Source organism: Ruegeria sp. AU67, from assembly GCF_900312795.1.
GTDB lineage: Bacteria > Pseudomonadota > Alphaproteobacteria > Rhodobacterales > Rhodobacteraceae > Ruegeria > Ruegeria atlantica.
The window spans coordinates 243,065-259,013 of the sequence record NZ_OMPH01000011.1; the positions used below are offsets into that span (position 1 = coordinate 243,065).

At 55.4% G+C, this 15,949-nt stretch carries 13 protein-coding genes, 1 tRNA gene and 2 pseudogenes; 7 read left to right on the plus strand and 9 right to left on the minus strand.

Translation table 11 applies throughout. The features are described 5' to 3' along the window. Positions 1 to 7 precede the first annotated feature (7 nt). Together DK510_RS04170 and DK510_RS04175 are read right to left on the minus strand one after the other, a co-directional pair. Positions 8 to 1,033 carry an FAD:protein FMN transferase gene (locus DK510_RS04170; protein ID WP_109311023.1) on the minus strand — a complete coding sequence of 342 codons (1,026 nt, stop codon included), beginning with the start codon at positions 1,031 to 1,033 and terminating at the stop codon, positions 8 to 10. A 67-nt stretch (positions 1,034 to 1,100) separates the two neighbouring features. Next, complete coding sequence (locus DK510_RS04175) at positions 1,101 to 1,286, minus strand: hypothetical protein (RefSeq protein WP_109311024.1); 186 nt, start codon at positions 1,284 to 1,286, stop codon at positions 1,101 to 1,103. Between the two features lie 121 nt (positions 1,287 to 1,407). On the opposite strand from DK510_RS04175, the gene DK510_RS04180 reads away from it, so the two are divergent. From DK510_RS04180 to DK510_RS04190, 3 genes and pseudogenes are all read left to right on the plus strand, one after another. Next, a complete protein-coding gene (locus DK510_RS04180; RefSeq protein WP_109311025.1) occupies positions 1,408 to 1,932 on the plus strand; it encodes a CBS domain-containing protein in 525 nt (174 codons plus the stop codon). A gap of 84 nt (positions 1,933 to 2,016) precedes the next feature. Then, positions 2,017 to 3,030 carry an NAD-dependent epimerase/dehydratase family protein gene (locus tag DK510_RS04185; protein WP_109311026.1) on the plus strand — a complete coding sequence of 338 codons (1,014 nt, stop codon included), beginning with the start codon at positions 2,017 to 2,019 and terminating at the stop codon, positions 3,028 to 3,030. Positions 3,031 to 3,102: 72 nt separating this feature from the next. Then, positions 3,103 to 4,329, plus strand: a pseudogene (locus DK510_RS04190) (nucleotide sugar dehydrogenase). A 44-nt stretch (positions 4,330 to 4,373) separates the two neighbouring features. Here the strand turns inward: DK510_RS04190 and nqrF are convergent. From nqrF to DK510_RS04220, 6 genes are read right to left on the minus strand one after another with little or no spacing between them, the layout of a single operon-like run. Next, on the minus strand, positions 4,374 to 5,597 hold the full coding sequence (nqrF, locus tag DK510_RS04195) for an NADH:ubiquinone reductase (Na(+)-transporting) subunit F (RefSeq protein ID WP_109311027.1): 1,224 nt from the start codon (positions 5,595 to 5,597) through the stop codon (positions 4,374 to 4,376). 10 nt (positions 5,598 to 5,607) lie between these two features. Further along, positions 5,608 to 6,216, minus strand: a complete 609-nt coding sequence (gene nqrE / locus DK510_RS04200) for an NADH:ubiquinone reductase (Na(+)-transporting) subunit E (protein ID WP_058272100.1) — start codon at positions 6,214 to 6,216, stop codon at positions 5,608 to 5,610. Next, complete coding sequence (locus DK510_RS04205; protein ID WP_109311028.1) at positions 6,216 to 6,869, minus strand: NADH:ubiquinone reductase (Na(+)-transporting) subunit D; 654 nt, start codon at positions 6,867 to 6,869, stop codon at positions 6,216 to 6,218. Before DK510_RS04205 ends, nqrE begins: the two co-directional genes overlap by 1 nt. Next, complete coding sequence (locus DK510_RS04210; protein WP_109311029.1) at positions 6,869 to 7,684, minus strand: Na(+)-translocating NADH-quinone reductase subunit C; 816 nt, start codon at positions 7,682 to 7,684, stop codon at positions 6,869 to 6,871. Before DK510_RS04210 ends, DK510_RS04205 begins: the two co-directional genes overlap by 1 nt. Further along, complete coding sequence (locus tag DK510_RS04215) at positions 7,677 to 8,885, minus strand: NADH:ubiquinone reductase (Na(+)-transporting) subunit B (protein ID WP_109311030.1); 1,209 nt, start codon at positions 8,883 to 8,885, stop codon at positions 7,677 to 7,679. The genes DK510_RS04210 and DK510_RS04215 overlap by 8 nt, the downstream gene beginning before the upstream one ends. A 5-nt stretch (positions 8,886 to 8,890) precedes the next feature. After that, the gene (locus DK510_RS04220; protein WP_109311031.1) at positions 8,891 to 10,234 is read right to left on the minus strand and encodes a Na(+)-translocating NADH-quinone reductase subunit A; all 1,344 of its coding nucleotides are present in this window, start codon (positions 10,232 to 10,234) and stop codon (positions 8,891 to 8,893) included. A gap of 288 nt (positions 10,235 to 10,522) precedes the next feature. On the opposite strand from DK510_RS04220, the gene DK510_RS04225 reads away from it, so the two are divergent. The 3 genes from DK510_RS04225 to DK510_RS04235 all read left to right on the plus strand — a co-directional run bounded on the left by DK510_RS04225 (position 10,523) and on the right by DK510_RS04235 (position 12,452). Then, positions 10,523 to 11,638, plus strand: a complete 1,116-nt coding sequence (locus tag DK510_RS04225) for a class I SAM-dependent RNA methyltransferase (RefSeq protein WP_109311032.1) — start codon at positions 10,523 to 10,525, stop codon at positions 11,636 to 11,638. A gap of 94 nt (positions 11,639 to 11,732) precedes the next feature. Further along, a tRNA-Pro gene (locus DK510_RS04230) sits at positions 11,733 to 11,809 on the plus strand. Positions 11,810 to 12,245: 436 nt separating this feature from the next. Next, positions 12,246 to 12,452 carry a hypothetical protein gene (locus tag DK510_RS04235; RefSeq protein ID WP_109311033.1) on the plus strand — a complete coding sequence of 69 codons (207 nt, stop codon included), beginning with the start codon at positions 12,246 to 12,248 and terminating at the stop codon, positions 12,450 to 12,452. Positions 12,453 to 12,787: 335 nt separating this feature from the next. Here DK510_RS04235 and DK510_RS23190 read toward each other — a convergent pair. Continuing rightward, positions 12,788 to 12,963 (minus strand): annotated as a pseudogene (locus tag DK510_RS23190) (IS3 family transposase); the annotation flags it as partial. Positions 12,964 to 13,133: 170 nt separating this feature from the next. On the opposite strand from DK510_RS23190, the gene DK510_RS04240 reads away from it, so the two are divergent. After that, a complete protein-coding gene (locus tag DK510_RS04240) occupies positions 13,134 to 15,926 on the plus strand; it encodes a bifunctional aconitate hydratase 2/2-methylisocitrate dehydratase (protein ID WP_109311034.1) in 2,793 nt (930 codons plus the stop codon). The last annotated feature ends 23 nt before the right edge of the window (positions 15,927 to 15,949 follow it).

The following is a 15,949-nucleotide window of genomic DNA, read 5'->3' on the forward strand; positions in this document are numbered from 1 at the left end:
CTACCTGTCAGTTGGTGCCTAGTGCGTCTTTGAACGCAGTGCTGTGAACCGTAATATAGGCATCGTCGCCGCCTGTCACATCCCGCGAGATGAAATACACGGCAAGCTTATGTTCTTCAGCCAGCTCCAGGCCCTTATCTTGACCCAGCGCCAGCATTGCCGTCGCCCAGGCATCCGCCATCATCGCATTTTTGGCCAGAACCGTGACCGAGGTCGTGCGATGCGTGATCGGACGACCTGTTGTTGGGTCGATGATATGCGAGTACCGCACGCCGTCCTGTTCAAAGAAATTCTTGTAGTCGCCAGAGGTCGCCATACCGAGGTTGTCCAGCTCAACTACCAACTGCAGGTTTTGGGCCCCCGCTTCGGGCTTTTCGATCCCGATCCGCCAAGCCTCACCCTTGTCGTTCTGGCCCATGGTGACCAGATCGCCGCCGATCTCGACCATATAGTTTTCGATCCCAGCGTCGCGTAGCGTCGCAGCCACGGCGTCGATGCCGTATCCTTTTGCGATTGCAGACAGGTTGATGCCCACGCCAGCATCTGATTTGGCCAGTGTTCCGCTTTCGCTATCCAGCGTTAGCAGGCGGTCTTGACCGACGCTGTCCAAAGCCGCCTGAATCTCAGCGTCAGATGGGACAGGATCTTCTGGCTTGCGTGGACCAAAGCCCCACAGTTCGATCAGCGGGCCAAGTGTTACGTCGAACGTGCCGCCCGATTTATTGTGCACGTCATTCGCTGCACCGATAACCAGCGCAAATTCTTCCGAAACCTCGGTGGGTTCCGTGCTGGACGACGCCGAAAATGTCGAAACCTCGGAGTTGGGGTCCCAGTTGGACATCTTGGCGTTCACATCTGCCAACGTCTCTTCGACGGCAGAGCCCAATGCAGTCTCATCCACATCCGTGCCGATAGCGGTGATGTTGAATGTGGTACCCATGGTCTCACCGGACAGGCGCACAACCTCGGGTTCTTTGTCAAAGAGACATCCCGAAACAAGTGTTGCAACAGCCAGAACAGGCAAAAGGCGCATTGAGAGACCTCCTGAGGAAAACCGTGCCCGGCATATGACAGCGCCCCCCTGCAGAGTCAAACCGACTTCACAGCTTTAGCGGCAGGAACCCCAGAACCAGCAAGCCGACGCCTGCTGGCACACCAAACGACCAAGCTTTTTTCTGCCAGCCTACAGACTGCTGTTTCCACGCCATTCTAAAGTTGTGGCCACAAACAACCACGACAAAGAAAATCAGCGCTGCGATGGGTGGGGTAAGATAAAGGTCAGACAACAGTCCGGATATCCTTGTTTTGCGGCAGTTTTCCCCGGTTTGGGCATTTGCACCCTATACAGGCCGCATTGCTGCGGTAAGGTGTAAGGGAAGCCATCTCAAAAATAAGAGGAGATTGCCAATGGCCCCAACCTCATATCAGCCCCCTACCCGCGGCGACAAGACCGATACAAGCACGCACAGCCAATCGGTTGAATCCAATCTGTCGCACTCGCAGACGACGGTGGCAAAATTGCTTGCGGGTAAAGGGGATGCTGTATTTGCGGTGCGCCCAAACGACACGATCCATTCGGTCGTGAATACCCTCAGTGAAAAGCGGATTGGTGCCGTGGTCGTGACCGACCAGAACGGCACCCTTCAGGGTATTCTGTCCGAACGTGACATCGTCCGGCGCATGGCTGATACGCCCGGCCAGACCTTGCCACAATCCGTCGAGGATCTGATGACGCGCGAGGTCAAGACATGTTCACCAGACGATCTGTTGAATGATGTCCTGAAAACCATGACCGAAGGACGTTTTCGCCACATGCCCGTTGTTGGCGACGGGAAACTGCGCGGCGTAATCACAATCGGTGACGTTGTTCATTTCCGACTAAAAGAGCTGGAGTATGAAGCGTTGCGTATGAAACAAATGATCGTAGGCTGATCCTTCCGGTAGAAATCCCTTGACCTTGGCTGACTGACAGTATCCTTGATGCCAAAATTTGTTCGGTTATAGGTCGAGGGTAAAATGAAGCACGTTCTGGTAACGGGTACAGCGGGTTTTATCGGGTTCCATCTCGCGAAACTGTTGCTTTCGGAAGGGTTCCGGGTGCACGGCTATGACGGGATGACCGATTACTATGATGTCGCGCTAAAAAACCGCCGGCATCAGATGCTGCTGCAAAACCCTGGGTTTTCCGTCACCGAGGATTTGTTGGAAAATCACGAAAAGCTCAAACAGGTTGGTGATGAATTTCAGCCAGATGTGATCGTGCACCTGGCCGGTCAGGCAGGCGTGCGTTACAGCCTGGAGAATCCGCGCAGCTATATCGACTCGAATATTGTGGGCACATTTAACGTGATGGAGGTTGCCCGCGAACATAAGGTTGAACACCTGTTGATGGCATCCACCTCGTCGGTCTATGGCGCGAATGAGGTGATGCCATTTAACGAGGTGGATAAGGCCGACGCGCCACTGACTATTTATGCGGCAACCAAAAAGGCCAGTGAAGCGATGGGACATTCCTATGCGCATCTTTGGAACCTTCCGACTACAATGTTCCGCTTCTTTACCGTATATGGCACTTGGGGCCGCCCCGATCTGGCGTATTACAAGTTTGTAAATGCCATTCTGGAAAACCGCCCAATTGACATCTACAACCACGGTGACATGTACCGTGATTTCACCCATGTAGATGATCTGGTGCGCGGAATCAGGTTGCTGATCGACGTTCCGCCAGTGCGCCCGGACAACGCAAACGACATCGAAGACGGAGACAGCCTTTCACCTGTAGCTCCCTGGCGCGTGGTCAATGTAGGTAATGGCGACAAAGTTCGGCTGATGGATTTCATCGATGCCATCGAGGAAGCCGTTGGTAAGAAAGCTATCCGCAACTACATGCCCATGCAAAAGGGCGACGTGCCCGCGACTTGGGCCAACAATGATTTGCTTCAGAAACTCACTGGTTATCGTCCCAAAACCGACTTCAAAGACGGGATCGTTCGTTTTGTCGATTGGTTTCGCGAGTATCACGGGAATTGAACTGAGTTCCTGCATGTACGAAACAAGTCTCGGTTCCCAAAAAAATGTCGTCATTAGGTTAGCTATGGCGATCTGCCACTGGCTGTGGTTTTTGCCGGCGAAGACCCGGTAGTAGGGTTTGATATCAATGCCGAACGCATTGACGCGCTGCGCGTGGGGCAGGATAGCACTCAGGAAGTCGAACCCAAAGATCTGACCGCTGCGACAGGTTTGACCTTTACTTCGGAACCTTCCGATCTGGCGGGATGTGACACCTTTATTTATTGTGACGGTTCCAACGCCAATCACGGCGGGCAAACAACCGGATTTGTCGCCTTTGCTGAGTGCGTCCGAGACGGTCGGGCGTATTCTGAAAAAAGGTGACTTGGTGATTTACGAGTCCACGGTTTATCCAGGTGCAACCGAGGATGACTGTGTACCGGTCCTCGAACGGGTTTCAGTACTTACATTCAACACGGACTTCTTTGCTGGATACAGGTCAGAGCGGATCAATCCGGGTGATAAGGCCCATCGCATCTCGAACATTTGCAAGGTGACCTCGCGCACGACACCCGAGGTTGCCGATTTGGTAGATGCGCTTTATGGCCGGATTATCGCGGCAGGTACACACAAAGCGGAAAGCATCCGCGTAGCCGAAGCCGCGAAAGTTATCGAAAACACTCAACGCGACCTGAACATCGCGCTGGTCAATGAATTGGCGATGATTTTTGGACGCCTGGGCATTGATACCGATGCCGTTTTGCACGCAGCTGGCACCAGGTGGAATTTCTTGCCCTTCCGTCCTGGCCTGGTCGGCGGTCACTGCATCGGCGTTGACCCTTATTACCTGACACATAAGGCAGAGGCGGTCGGCCATCATCCACAGATCATTCTGGCCGGGCGACGCCTGAACGACAGCATGGGCGGCTATGTAGTGTCGCAACTGGTAAAGCGGATGACCCGCGTCGGGATTGACGTGGGATCTGCTCGCGTGCTGGTCATGGGGCTGACATTCAAGGAAAACTGCCCGGATCTGCGCAACACCAGGGTCGTCGACATCATAGACGAACTGAAGGATTACGGTATTGAGGTAGATGTGCATGGCCCGCACGCCGATGCCTCCGAAGCACAGGTCGAGTATGGCATTTCCTGGCCGACACCCCTAAGGAACACGCCTATGACGGCGTCGTTTTGGCCGTCGCACATCGAGAGTTTTTGGATGTAGAGCCCGCGCAAATCAGAGCGTTCGGAAAAGACACAAGCGTGGTCTTCGACGTCAAGTCGGTCCTGCCGATAGAGGCCAGCGACCTTCGCCTTTGAGCACAAAAGAAAACCGGCGCGTATGAGCGCCGGTTCTTTATTTCTTACCCGCCGAAATCGTCGAGCATGATGTCTTCGCGGTCCACGCCCAAATCCAGCAGCATGTTGATGACCGACTGGTTCATGATTGGTGGGCCACACATATAGAACTCACAGTCCTCAGGCGCAGGGTGGTTCTTGAGATATTCTTCGAACAGAACATTGTGGATAAAGCCGGTGTAGCCTTTCCAATCGTCCTCTGGCTGCGCATCCGACAGGGCAACATGCCATTCGAAGTTATCGAATTCCTCGGCCAGAGTGTCGAAATCCTCGACAAAGAACATCTCTTTCTTGGACCGTGCGCCGTACCAGAAGCTGATTTTGCGGTCGCGATTTTCCAGACGCTTGAGCTGGTCGAAGATGTGGCTGCGCATGGGCGCCATACCGGCGCCACCGCCGATAAAGACCATCTCTTTCTGGGTGTCGCGGGCAAAGAACTCGCCAAACGGGCCCGAGATGGTGACCTTGTCACCCGGTTTCAGGTTGAAGATGTAAGACGACATCTGACCTGCTGGGATACCTTCGGAACCGGGAGGTGGCGAGGCAACGCGGACGTTCAGCATGATCATGCCTTTTTCATCCGGGTAGTTGGCCATTGAATACGCGCGCTCGATCGGTTCGTTCACAACCGATTCATACTGCCACAGATTGAAGCGGTCCCAATCTTCGCGGTATTCCTCTTCCACGTTGAAATCAGTGTATTTCAACGCATGCGCAGGGGCTTCGATCTGGATGTATCCGCCAGCGCGGAAATTCACGTCCTCGCCCTCGGGCAAATCCAGGGTCAGCGCTTTGATGAAGGTCGCCACGTTTTCGTTCGAGCGAACCGTGCATTCCCATTTTTTGACGCCAAAGACCTCTTCGGGAACTTCGATGTCCATGTCCTGCTTGACCGCAACCTGACAGGACAGGCGGTCGCCGCAAGAGGCTTCGCGCTTGGTAATATGGCTCTCTTCCGTCGGCAGGATCGAACCGCCACCGGAATGCACACGCACGCGGCACTGCGCACAGGTACCACCACCGCCACAGGCAGAAGGCACAAACAGTTTTTCGGCCGCCAGTGTCTGCAGCAATTTGCCACCTGCGGGAACGGAAATGGTTTTTTCGCCGTTGATTGTGATGTTCACATCGCCAGTCGATACCAGTTTCGAGCGGGCGGCCATGATGAGGGCCACCAAAGCGACAACGATCAGGGTGAAAAGGACGACGCCCAGGCTAAAAGTTTCCATTCGTCCCTCCTTACAGCTTCACGCCCGAGAAAGACATGAAGGCCATCGCCATCAGTCCCGCGGTGATGAAAGTGATGCCAAGGCCCTGCAAGCCATCCGGAATATCCGAGTACTTCAGCTTTTCACGAACACCCGCCATAGCGGTGATCGCCAGTGCCCAGCCAAAGCCCGAAGACACACCATAAGTGGCTGCTTCGGCAAAGTTATAGTCACGCTCGACCATAAACAGCGATCCCCCCAGAATGGCGCAGTTCACTGTGATAAGCGGCAGGAAGATCCCCAGCGCGTTGTAAAGCGGCGGGAAGTACTTATCCAGCACCATCTCAAGGATCTGCACCATCGCCGCGATCACGCCAATGTAGGAGATCAGACCAAGGAAGGTCAGGTCCACATCAGGGAAACCCGCCCAGGCCAACGCACCGGGCTTCAGCAGATAACTGAGCAGCAGGTTGTTCGTGGGAACGGTGATCGCCTGAACGACCATGACCGAGATGCCCAGACCCAGCGCGGTCGAGATCTTCTTGGATACGGCGATGAATGTACACATCCCGAGGAAGAAGCTGAGTGCGAGGTTTTCAACAAAGATGGCCTTCACGGCCAGTGAAATCAGACCTTCCATCAGTGGGCCTCTACCTGCTGAATTTTGTATTCACGTTCTTCGACCTGGTTCGGCTTCCATGTACGGAAGGCCCAGATGATCAGACCGATGATAAAGAACGCGGACGGCGGCAGCAGCAGCATGCCATTTGGCACGTACCAGCCACCATTGTTAACGGTCTGCAGAATGGTAACGCCAAACAGCGACCCGTTGCCGAACAGTTCTCGAATGAAGCCAACTAGAAGCAGGATCAGGCCGTAGCCCATGCCATTGCCCATACCGTCGATAAACGACGCGACCGGAGGGTTCTTCATCGCAAATGCTTCGGCGCGGCCCATCACGATACAGTTGGTGATAATAAGGCCAACGAAGACCGAGAGGGTTTTCGAAATCTCGAAAGCATAGGCTTTCAGGATCTGGTCCACCAGGATCACCAGCGAGGCGATGATCACCATCTGCACGATAATCCGGATCGAACCCGGGATCTGGTTGCGAAGGCACGAGATGAAGAAGGACGAGAACGAGGTCACGAAGATCACCGCCAGCGCCATCACCATAGACACCTGCAGCGACGAGGTCACCGCCAGCGCCGAACAGATACCCAGGACCTGCAGCGTAATCGGGTTGTTGTCGACAAGCGGGTCGACCAGCATCTCTCTCTTGGTCTGGGACATCAGAACTCTCCTGCTTGCAGTTTGGCCAGGAACGGAGCGAAACCCGCATCACCCATCCAGAATTTCACCAGGTTATCAACACCAACCGAAGTCAGCGTGGCACCGGCCAGCGCATCTACATAAAAGTCGGGGCCAGCGGCAGGTTGCGACTTGGATACAGTGATCTGCAGATCACCGGAATCGTCCCGCAGCTTCTTGCCGTTCCACAGTGCTTTCCAACGCGGATTGTCCACTTCGGCGCCAAGACCGGGGGTTTCGCCGTGCTGGTAGAATTGAAGGCCGTAGATATCGTTGCCGTTGTTTTCCAGCGCGATAAAGCCATAGAGCGTCGACCACAGACCGTAGCCGTGCAGCGGCAGGATCACCTTGTCCAACTCGCCGGATTCGTCGCGCAGTAGGTAGACAACACGGTACAACGCCTTGCGACCGATACCAGCCGGGTCATCGTCCAGCGCGACGCTCAGCTCTGGATCGCTTGCGGCGGCCAGATCGTCGAATGTTGCGGGATCGAACCGGTCGTCGACGAACTCACCCGTCGAAAGTTCAACAACGTGCGGCTCGAATGCGGCGAACGCCTCGGACACGTCGGTGCCAGGTTCGTAAACGCCTGCAACCTGCAGAACGTTGATCTGCTTGTCCTTCAGCGCATTGGCTTCTTGGACCGGGCGCAGGCTAACGGCTGCGGCTGATACAACCATCGAGGCCACCAGACAGACGGCAACTGCGATAAAGATCGTTTTACCGACCGAGTCCGGCGAAGCGGCCAGGAACTTGGCAATCGCGCCCTTGGGTTCTGGGGATTGCGTATCAGACATGGCGACGCGCCCTCCGTTTGATGTTTGCCTGAACGACGAAGTAGTCAATCAGCGGTGCAAAGACGTTACCGAACAGGATTGCCAGCATCATGCCTTCGGGGAAAGCGGGGTTCACCACACGGATCAACACAACCATGATACCGATCAGAGCACCGTAGATATACCGGCCCATGTTGGTATGGCTGGCTGAAACGGGCTCAGTCACCATGAAAGCCAGACCGAAAGCGTAACCGCCGACGACGACGTGCCAGTACCATGGCATCGCAAACATCGGGTTGGTATCCGATCCAATGAGGTTGAACAGCAGCGTCAGACCTATGGTCCCAGCCAGACAGCCGACAATCAGTCGGAAATTGGCGATGCGGGTCGTCAGCAGGAATGCCAGGCCGATCATACAGGCCAGCGTTGATGTCTCACCAAAGCTGCCCTGCATCTGACCCAGAAACGCATTCCACCATGTCAGCCCCTCAGTGGCCAACGCCTGATATCCTTCCGATGCGGATACCGACAGCGCCGTCGCGCCTGAAAAGCCATCAACCGGCGTCCAGACCGTGTCACCCGACATGTTCGCCGGGTAGGCAAAGTACAGGAACGCACGACCGACGAGTGCTGGGTTCAGGAAGTTCTTGCCAGTGCCACCAAAGACTTCTTTACCGATCACCACCCCGAAGATGATGCCCAACGCAACCTGCCAAAGTGGCGTAGATGCGGGCAAGATTAGCGTGTAAAGCATGGAAGTTACAAGGAAACCTTCGTTCACTTCATGGCCGCGAACAGTCGCAAAGATGACCTCAAAGATACCACCCGCCACAAGCGTGACGATGTATATCGGCAGGAAATACATCATCCCGTGCATCACATTGGCAAAGATGCTGGCAGGATTCAGCGAGATACCGAACATCTGCAGGATGGCGATCCGCCAGCCGGTGGCTGAATCGGGTCCAAGCGCGGCAATGGCCGAGTTCGCCTGAAAGCCGGTATTGTACATTCCCCACAGGATACAAGGGATCGTGGCGATCACGACATAGGTCATGATCCGCTTCATATCCACGTAGGACCGCGCATGGGGTGCAACGGAGGTTACGGTTTTCGGAGTGTAGATAAAGCTTTCGACCATCTCATAGATGGGGAAATACTTCTCGTACTTGCCGCCTTTGGTAAAGTTCGGCTCGATCCGGTCAAAGAAGTTGCGCAAACCCATTCGGATCAGCCCTCCTTTTCAATCTTTGTAAGGCAGTCGCGCAGCGCCAGCCCGTATTCATATTTCGCCGGACAGGCAAAGCCGACAAGGCCAAGGTCCTCTTCGTCCAGCTCCAGCGCACCCAGCGCCTGTGCGGAATCCGTGTCCATCACCAGCAATGCGCGCAGCAGTTGCGTCGGCAAATAGTCCTGCGGCATCAACTGTTCGAATGTACCGGTCGGAACCATCGCACGGCGTCCACCATTCAGATTGGACGTGAATGCAAACAGCTTCTTGGCAAAGGCCGAGCCAAGAACCGGCTGAACCGCGTATTTCGACGGCATCGGAAGAATCCAGCCCAACGTATGCTGATCATGGTCTTCGCGGATGATGCTGATCTGACGCGCGAAACGGCCCAGGTAGGCTTGTGGCCCCTCTGCATGACGGCCCGACAGGATCGAGCCCGAGATCACACGGGCCGTGCCGTCCACATTGATTTCGTCACGGGTAAGATCATCGGTCGAGGCCCCCATGACGGTGCGGATCAGGCGGGGTTGACGCGCGCCGGGGCCTGAAAGGGCAACCACGATGTTCGGATCCAGATGGCCAGTTTGCATCAGACGGCCAATCGCGATGACATCCTGATAGCCGATTGTCCAAACCTGCTTTTCGCCGGCCAGCGGCTCAAGGAAGTGGATGTGGGTTCCAGCCAGACCTGCGGGGTGCGGTCCGGAAAATGCTGCGGCTTCAACACCCGGAACGTTGGCGCCCGGAAGGGCTGCGCCCTCATCTTGGCACAGATACGTCTTACCCTCGGTCAGCTTGGCAACTGCGCTCAGGCCGACAGCAAAGGCGTCACCTGCATCCTGGATAATGATCTCGGCATCGGCGGCCAGAGGCTCACTATCCATCGCGGTCACGAAAATTGCTGCAGGCTTGGTACCCGGTGCGGGCATCTTGGAATAGGGCCGCGTGCGGAAAGCGGTCCACAGGCCAGCCGCACATAGACGTTCGGTCACGCCCTCGGCGGTATCGGCGTTGCCCACAGCCGAGAAATCCAGACCTGTGTCGTTGACGTCCGAGACTTCGATCACCACGCTCTGCAACACCCGACGCGCACCACGGTTGATGGCCACGATCTTGCCGCTGAGCGGGGCGACCATCATCGCCTCGGGCACGTCCTTGTGGCAAAACAACGGTGTGCCCCGCTGAACCTCTTCACCTTCTTGAACCAGCATGCGCGGTTTCAGGCCCAGATAATCAGCCCCTAAAACCCCGACAGACCTGAATTCAGGACCCGGTTGGATCGTCTGCTCTGGCGCGCCTTGCACCGGCAGCTCCAACCCTTTTTTCAGTTTGAAAGTTTGCATGTCGCTACTGTCTTCCAAGCCTCTTTCCTGCAACACATCGTTCCCACCACAGCATAGTGGCACAAAACGATCTATATGTGGGAGCCTGAGAGCAAAAAAGGCGCATAGCACCTGTTTTCATTCCAAGCTTCGTTTTGATCACGGTCCCTTTACGCGGGGATGTTGCCAAACGCAAACCCGTTGCCGCCTAAATTGCCGATATTTTGTCAAATTAACTTGAAGGCCTGCATTTTGGACCTGTTGAAATTGCATATCGCACCCGCAACACTTCCGGTGTAAGCACCCGGGATGGAACCAAACAACGATTTTGAGATTTTTCTGGTAGCAACGCCCGGCCTCGAAGCCCCGCTGCATGCCGAAGCGGTCGAACAGGGATTCGCAGATACAAAGCCGGTACCCGGCGGCGTCACCTGTAGCGGAAGCTGGCCTGAAGTTTGGCGCGCGAACCTGTGTCTGCGCGGTGCGAACAAGGTTCTGGTGCGATTGGGCGGGTTTCCCGCAGTTCATTTGGCACAACTGGATAAACGGGCCCGAAAATTTCCCTGGGCCGATTTTTTGCGCCCCGATGTGCCCGTCAAAGTCGAAGCGACAAGTCGCAAATCCCGAATCTACCATGCAGGGGCCGCCCGGCAACGTATCGAAGTGGCAATTACGGAAACTCTGGGCGCACCGGTTTCGTCCGATGCGACCGTGCGCGTCCTGCTGCGCATCGAAAAGGACCTGTGCACCTTTTCGATCGACAGTTCCGGCGAGCCTTTGCACAAACGCGGCCACAAACCGGCTGTCGCCAAAGCCCCGATGCGCGAAACGATGGCGGCAATGTTCCTCCGAGAGTGCGGATTTGATGGGTCCGAGCCAGTTTTGGATCCGATGTGCGGCTCTGGCACCTTTGTCATTGAAGCCGCCGAAATCGCGCTGGGGCTGCGCCCCGGCCGTTCTCGCAGCTTTGCCTTTGAAAATCTGCCAAGTTTTGACCCCAACGCCTGGTCCTCGATGCGCCAGCAACAACCTTTGGCCAAACCGGACGTCGTTTTTCATGGCTCAGACCGCAATAGCGGAGCGATTGAGGCCTCGACCAAAAACGCTGACCGGGCCGGGGTTGCCGATTTCACCATGTTTCAGACGCGCTCGGTCAGCGACATAAAACCCCCATCGGATGCCGCAGGTCTTGTTATTGTCAACCCACCCTATGGTGCCCGGATCGGGGATGAAAAACGCCTGCGATCCGTTTACGGCAGCTTGGGCAAGATACTGCAAACCAAGTTCAAGGGCTGGCGTATCGGTATCGTGACCAGCAACGCAGGCCTGGCCCGATCCACCCGCCTGCCGCTGTTGCCCCCCGGGCCAATTGTGGACCACGGTGGCACCAAAATCCGACTGTATCAAACTGGTGTTTTGACCTGATCCGATGCCCGGGAACGACGAAGGAAATTCGCACAAACGACACGGAAACCCCCTTGCACATCCAAAAATGCAAGTATAGATCACGCGCCACGGTCGGAGTGTAGCTCAGCCTGGTAGAGCACTGTCTTCGGGAGGCAGGGGTCGGAGGTTCGAATCCTCTCACTCCGACCAAATCAAGGCGCCCTTGGGCGCTTATAGTGTTTTTAAGACAATAGTCCGAAGTTCGTTGAACCTGAGCGTTAGCTGAACTCCAACGCGCTGGCAGCTTTACGCAGGTAATCCGAGCTGTAGTGTGCGAAAACGGACGCGGTAATCCGCTGCGATTGCGGCCGCCTTGATACCCTTTTGATCGATTTCTCTGGTACACCGACCCGTCCGCTGCCCTCTCCGTTCCAAGGTCAATCTGACCACGTACGAAACCGAAATTCTGAACGCAAACCGCCATGAGGGATTTTGAGAACACTTTGCATGCAGTGACTTGGGACAATCTTCGCCATTGCGTGGGCACGGTTCGTACCTGAAGAACAAAGATCAACTAGAACACCCTTCTCGTCAGACTACGCGTCGATGATCGGCGGCGATACCGCAAAAGAGGCGCGAGAAGAGTTTGAACGTTGCGCTGTCCGACAAGGGCCGGATCAAGGCGGCAGTCACCTTCATGGAAGGTAGTCTTAGCTCATTCGTCAACGAAGTGGCCGATTTCAGCGTGACCTGTGTTGCAACCTCTGCACTCGACCGTCTACGCAAGGAGGTGGCGATCACCGGTTTGCCAACGACGCTGCATCTCACCGACGAGAAGGCCAGAACGCTCTAATTCGAGCTGGTAACTGAGGCGTCGAAAGATAATTCCGTCGATTTGGACACTTCTTGCTAAAGATTAGTCAGGAGTACGGTGCCGGCGCGCAGGTTAGGTTGGGCTGGATTTGACAAATCCCGTGGCTGGCCGCGGATTGCAATACAATACGAATGGGCACCACTCTGTTCGGCAACATCGTCGACGAAGATTTCACTGCCCCTTCACTCGGGGAGGGGTGAGTTTAAGGCGTCACCTGCGCGCCTAACGGCGCGACAGATCAACGATTATGATAAGGTTTTCGTTATGTACTAGCAATTGCCAAAAGGGCCAATTCTCAAGACCGGCATTGGCAGTCACATTAGGACCTTTCGTTCGAAGGCCGGGGGCTTTCCAATCCCGAAGTTGAGTGACGCCGTCGCGGATTGTAGAAGCCGTTGATGTATCAAAAGATGGTAGTCTCGGCATCGCGGCGCGTCCGTGAATGTCGTTGCCATAAATTATTTAACTAAATCGTCTTGAAGAAGGTTTTGCCCCGCGTTCTGGATTTGAACTGGGTGCAATGGTGAAGCAAATCGATAAATTTCCAAAGCGGTATCTTGAATCCTTGGCAGCAAATGTATACCGGTGCATACAAATACGATCGAGCGGGTTGCCCAACACCTCTCAACAGCAGCAGATTCACACAAAGCGGAAACAGCCATGAGCCAGTATTCAGATTACTTGGATGAAATTGAAACGCGCAAAGAACAAGGGCTTAGCCCCAAACCCATCGACGATGGTGCGCTTGTCGAGGAAATCATCGAACAAATCAAAGATACCTGTCATCCGCATCGCGCAGATTCGCTGCACCACCTGATTTACAACACGTTGCCCGGCACAACCAGTGCCGCGGGTGCGAAGGCAACGTTCCTGAAGTCCATCATCGTCGGCGAGGTAACTGTTGAGGAAATCTCGCCAGAATTCGCGTTCGAACTGCTGTCCCACATGAAGGGCGGACCGTCGGTTGACGTGCTTTTGGATGTTGCATTGGGCGACAAGCAGGACACTGCGGTTCAGGCGGGTGAGGTTCTGAAAACTCAGGTATTCCTGTACGAGGCTGACACAGACCGCCTGAAAGCCGCTTATGAGGCGGGCAACAAGATCGCTGCGGATCTTCTTAAGAGCTACTCCAAAGCCGAATTTTTCACCAAGCTGCCCGACGTGGACGAAGAAATCCAAGTTGTCACATATATTGCAGCCGAGGGTGACATCTCCACTGACCTTCTGTCGCCAGGCAATCAGGCGCATTCGCGTTCCGACCGCGAGCTGCATGGCAAATGCCTGATTTCCGAGGCCGCACAAAAAGAGATTGAAGCGCTGAAGTTGCAGCACCCCGACAAGCGCGTGATGCTGGTTGCGGAAAAAGGCACTATGGGCGTTGGTTCGTCGCGGATGTCGGGCGTCAACAACGTGGCGCTTTGGACCGGCAAGCAAGCCAGCCCGTACGTGCCTTTCGTCAATTTTGCACCAGTCGTGGCCGGCACAAACGGCATTTCGCCCATCTTTTTGACAACCGTGGGCGTTACCGGTGGTATCGGTGTCGACCTGAAGAACTGGGTCAAGAAAGTGGACGAGGATGGCAAGGCGATCCTCAACAACGATGACAACCCGATTCTGGAACAGCGCTATTCGGTTGAGACCGGCACCGTGCTGACCATCAACACGAAAAAGAAAAAGCTCTATAGCACGGATGGCAGTGAAGAACTGGTCGACATGGCCGGCTCATTCACCCCGCAAAAGATGGAGTTCATGAAAGCTGGCGGCTCTTATGCCATCGTCTTTGGCAAGAAACTGCAGACATTTGCATGTGAGACATTGGGCATCGAACTGAAGTCGGCCTTCGCCCCTGCGAAGGAAGTCAGCCATGAAGGTCAGGGGCTAACGGCTGTCGAAAAGATCTTTAATGCAAATGCGCGCGGAGCGACCCCGGGCAAAGTGTTACATGCCGGCTCTGACGTGCGCGCCAAAGTCAATATTGTGGGTTCTCAAGACACCACCGGTCTGATGACCAGCCAGGAGCTTGAGGCTATGGCCGCAACCGTCCTGTCGCCCAGCGTCGATGGTGCCTATCAGTCCGGCTGTCACACAGCTTCGGTCTGGGACCTCAAGGCGCAGGCCAACACGCCGCGCCTGATGGCGTTCATGCACAAATTCGGCCTGATTACTGCGCGTGATCCCAAGAACGTGTACCACGCGATGACGGACGTCATTCACAAGGTGCTCAACGACATCACCGTGGATGACTGGGCCATCATCATCGGCGGCGACAGCCATACGCGGATGTCCAAAGGCGTGGCCTTTGGTGCGGACTCGGGCACGGTTGCGCTGGCGCTGGCCACGGGTGAGGCGACAATGCCTATCCCGGAATCCGTCAAGGTGACGTTCAAGGGCGAAATGGCACCGCACATGGATTTCCGCGACGTGGTGCACGCGACGCAGGCGCAGATGCTGGCGCAACACGGCGACAACGTATTCCAGGGTCGCATCATCGAAGTGCATATCGGTACGCTGCTGGCGGATCAGGCCTTTACCTTCACCGACTGGACGGCCGAGATGAAGGCCAAGGCGTCGATCTGTATCTCGAACGACGATACGCTGATTGAATCGCTGGAAATCGCCAAGTCGCGGATCAAGATCATGATCGAGAAGGGCATGGACAACGATGTTCAAATGCTGCAGGGCCTGATCGACATCGCCGACAAACGTATCGCCGAAATTCGCTCGGGTGAAAAACCGGCCCTGCGCCCTGATGACAACGCCAAGTACTTTGCCGAAGTCGTCGTGGATCTGGATCAGATCGTCGAACCGATGATCGCCGACCCGGATGTGAACAATGCCGACGTGTCTAAGCGCTATACCCACGACACGATCCGCCCGATCTCGTACTACGCTGCTGAAAAGAAGGTTGATCTGGGCTTTGTGGGCTCCTGCATGGTGCACAAGGGCGACATCAAGATCGTGGCCCAGATGTTGCGCAATCTCGAAGACGAGTATGGCAAAGTCGAGTTCAAGGCCCCGCTTGTTGTTGCTGCACCGACGTACAACATCGTTGATGAGCTGAAAGAAGAAGGTGATTGGGCAATACTGCAGAAGTATTCAGGCTTTGAATTCGATGACCTGTTCCCCAAGCAAACCGCACGGACCGAGTACGAGAATATCCTCTATCTTGAGCGCCCAGGCTGTAACCTTTGCATGGGCAACCAGGAAAAAGCAGCCAAAGGCGACACCGTTCTGGCAACGTCCACACGTCTGTTCCAAGGCCGTGTTGTAGCGGACAGTGAGACAAAGAAGGGTGAATCCCTTCTGGGTTCGACCCCGGTTGTTGTTCTGTCAGCCATTCTGGGTCGAACGCCGACGCTGGAGGAATACAAGGTCGCGGTCGAAGGCATCGACCTGACCAAATTTGCGCCACCGATGGAAGTTCCCGGTACTGCCCGCTCGGTGCATTTCTAATACAATAGGGGGCGCGGCGAATG

Bases quoted from the DNA above. Each gene is read 5' to 3' on its own strand.
- DK510_RS04240 (WP_109311034.1), top strand. From the start codon at position 13,134: ATGAGCCAGTATTCAGATTACTTGGATGAAATTGAAACGCGCAAAGAA.
- DK510_RS04180 (WP_109311025.1), top strand. From the start codon at position 1,408: ATGGCCCCAACCTCATATCAGCCCCCTACCCGCGGCGACAAGACCGAT.
- DK510_RS04210 (WP_109311029.1), bottom strand. From the start codon at position 7,684: ATGTCTGATACGCAATCCCCAGAACCCAAGGGCGCGATTGCCAAGTTC.
- DK510_RS04215 (WP_109311030.1), bottom strand. From the start codon at position 8,885: ATGGGTTTGCGCAACTTCTTTGACCGGATCGAGCCGAACTTTACCAAA.
- nqrF (WP_109311027.1), bottom strand. From the start codon at position 5,597: ATGGAAACTTTTAGCCTGGGCGTCGTCCTTTTCACCCTGATCGTTGTC.
- DK510_RS04170 (WP_109311023.1), bottom strand. From the start codon at position 1,033: ATGCGCCTTTTGCCTGTTCTGGCTGTTGCAACACTTGTTTCGGGATGT.
- nqrE (WP_058272100.1), bottom strand. From the start codon at position 6,216: ATGGAAGGTCTGATTTCACTGGCCGTGAAGGCCATCTTTGTTGAAAAC.
- DK510_RS04225 (WP_109311032.1), top strand. From the start codon at position 10,523: ATGGAACCAAACAACGATTTTGAGATTTTTCTGGTAGCAACGCCCGGC.
- DK510_RS04220 (WP_109311031.1), bottom strand. From the start codon at position 10,234: ATGCAAACTTTCAAACTGAAAAAAGGGTTGGAGCTGCCGGTGCAAGGC.
- DK510_RS04185 (WP_109311026.1), top strand. From the start codon at position 2,017: ATGAAGCACGTTCTGGTAACGGGTACAGCGGGTTTTATCGGGTTCCAT.
- DK510_RS04205 (WP_109311028.1), bottom strand. From the start codon at position 6,869: ATGTCCCAGACCAAGAGAGAGATGCTGGTCGACCCGCTTGTCGACAAC.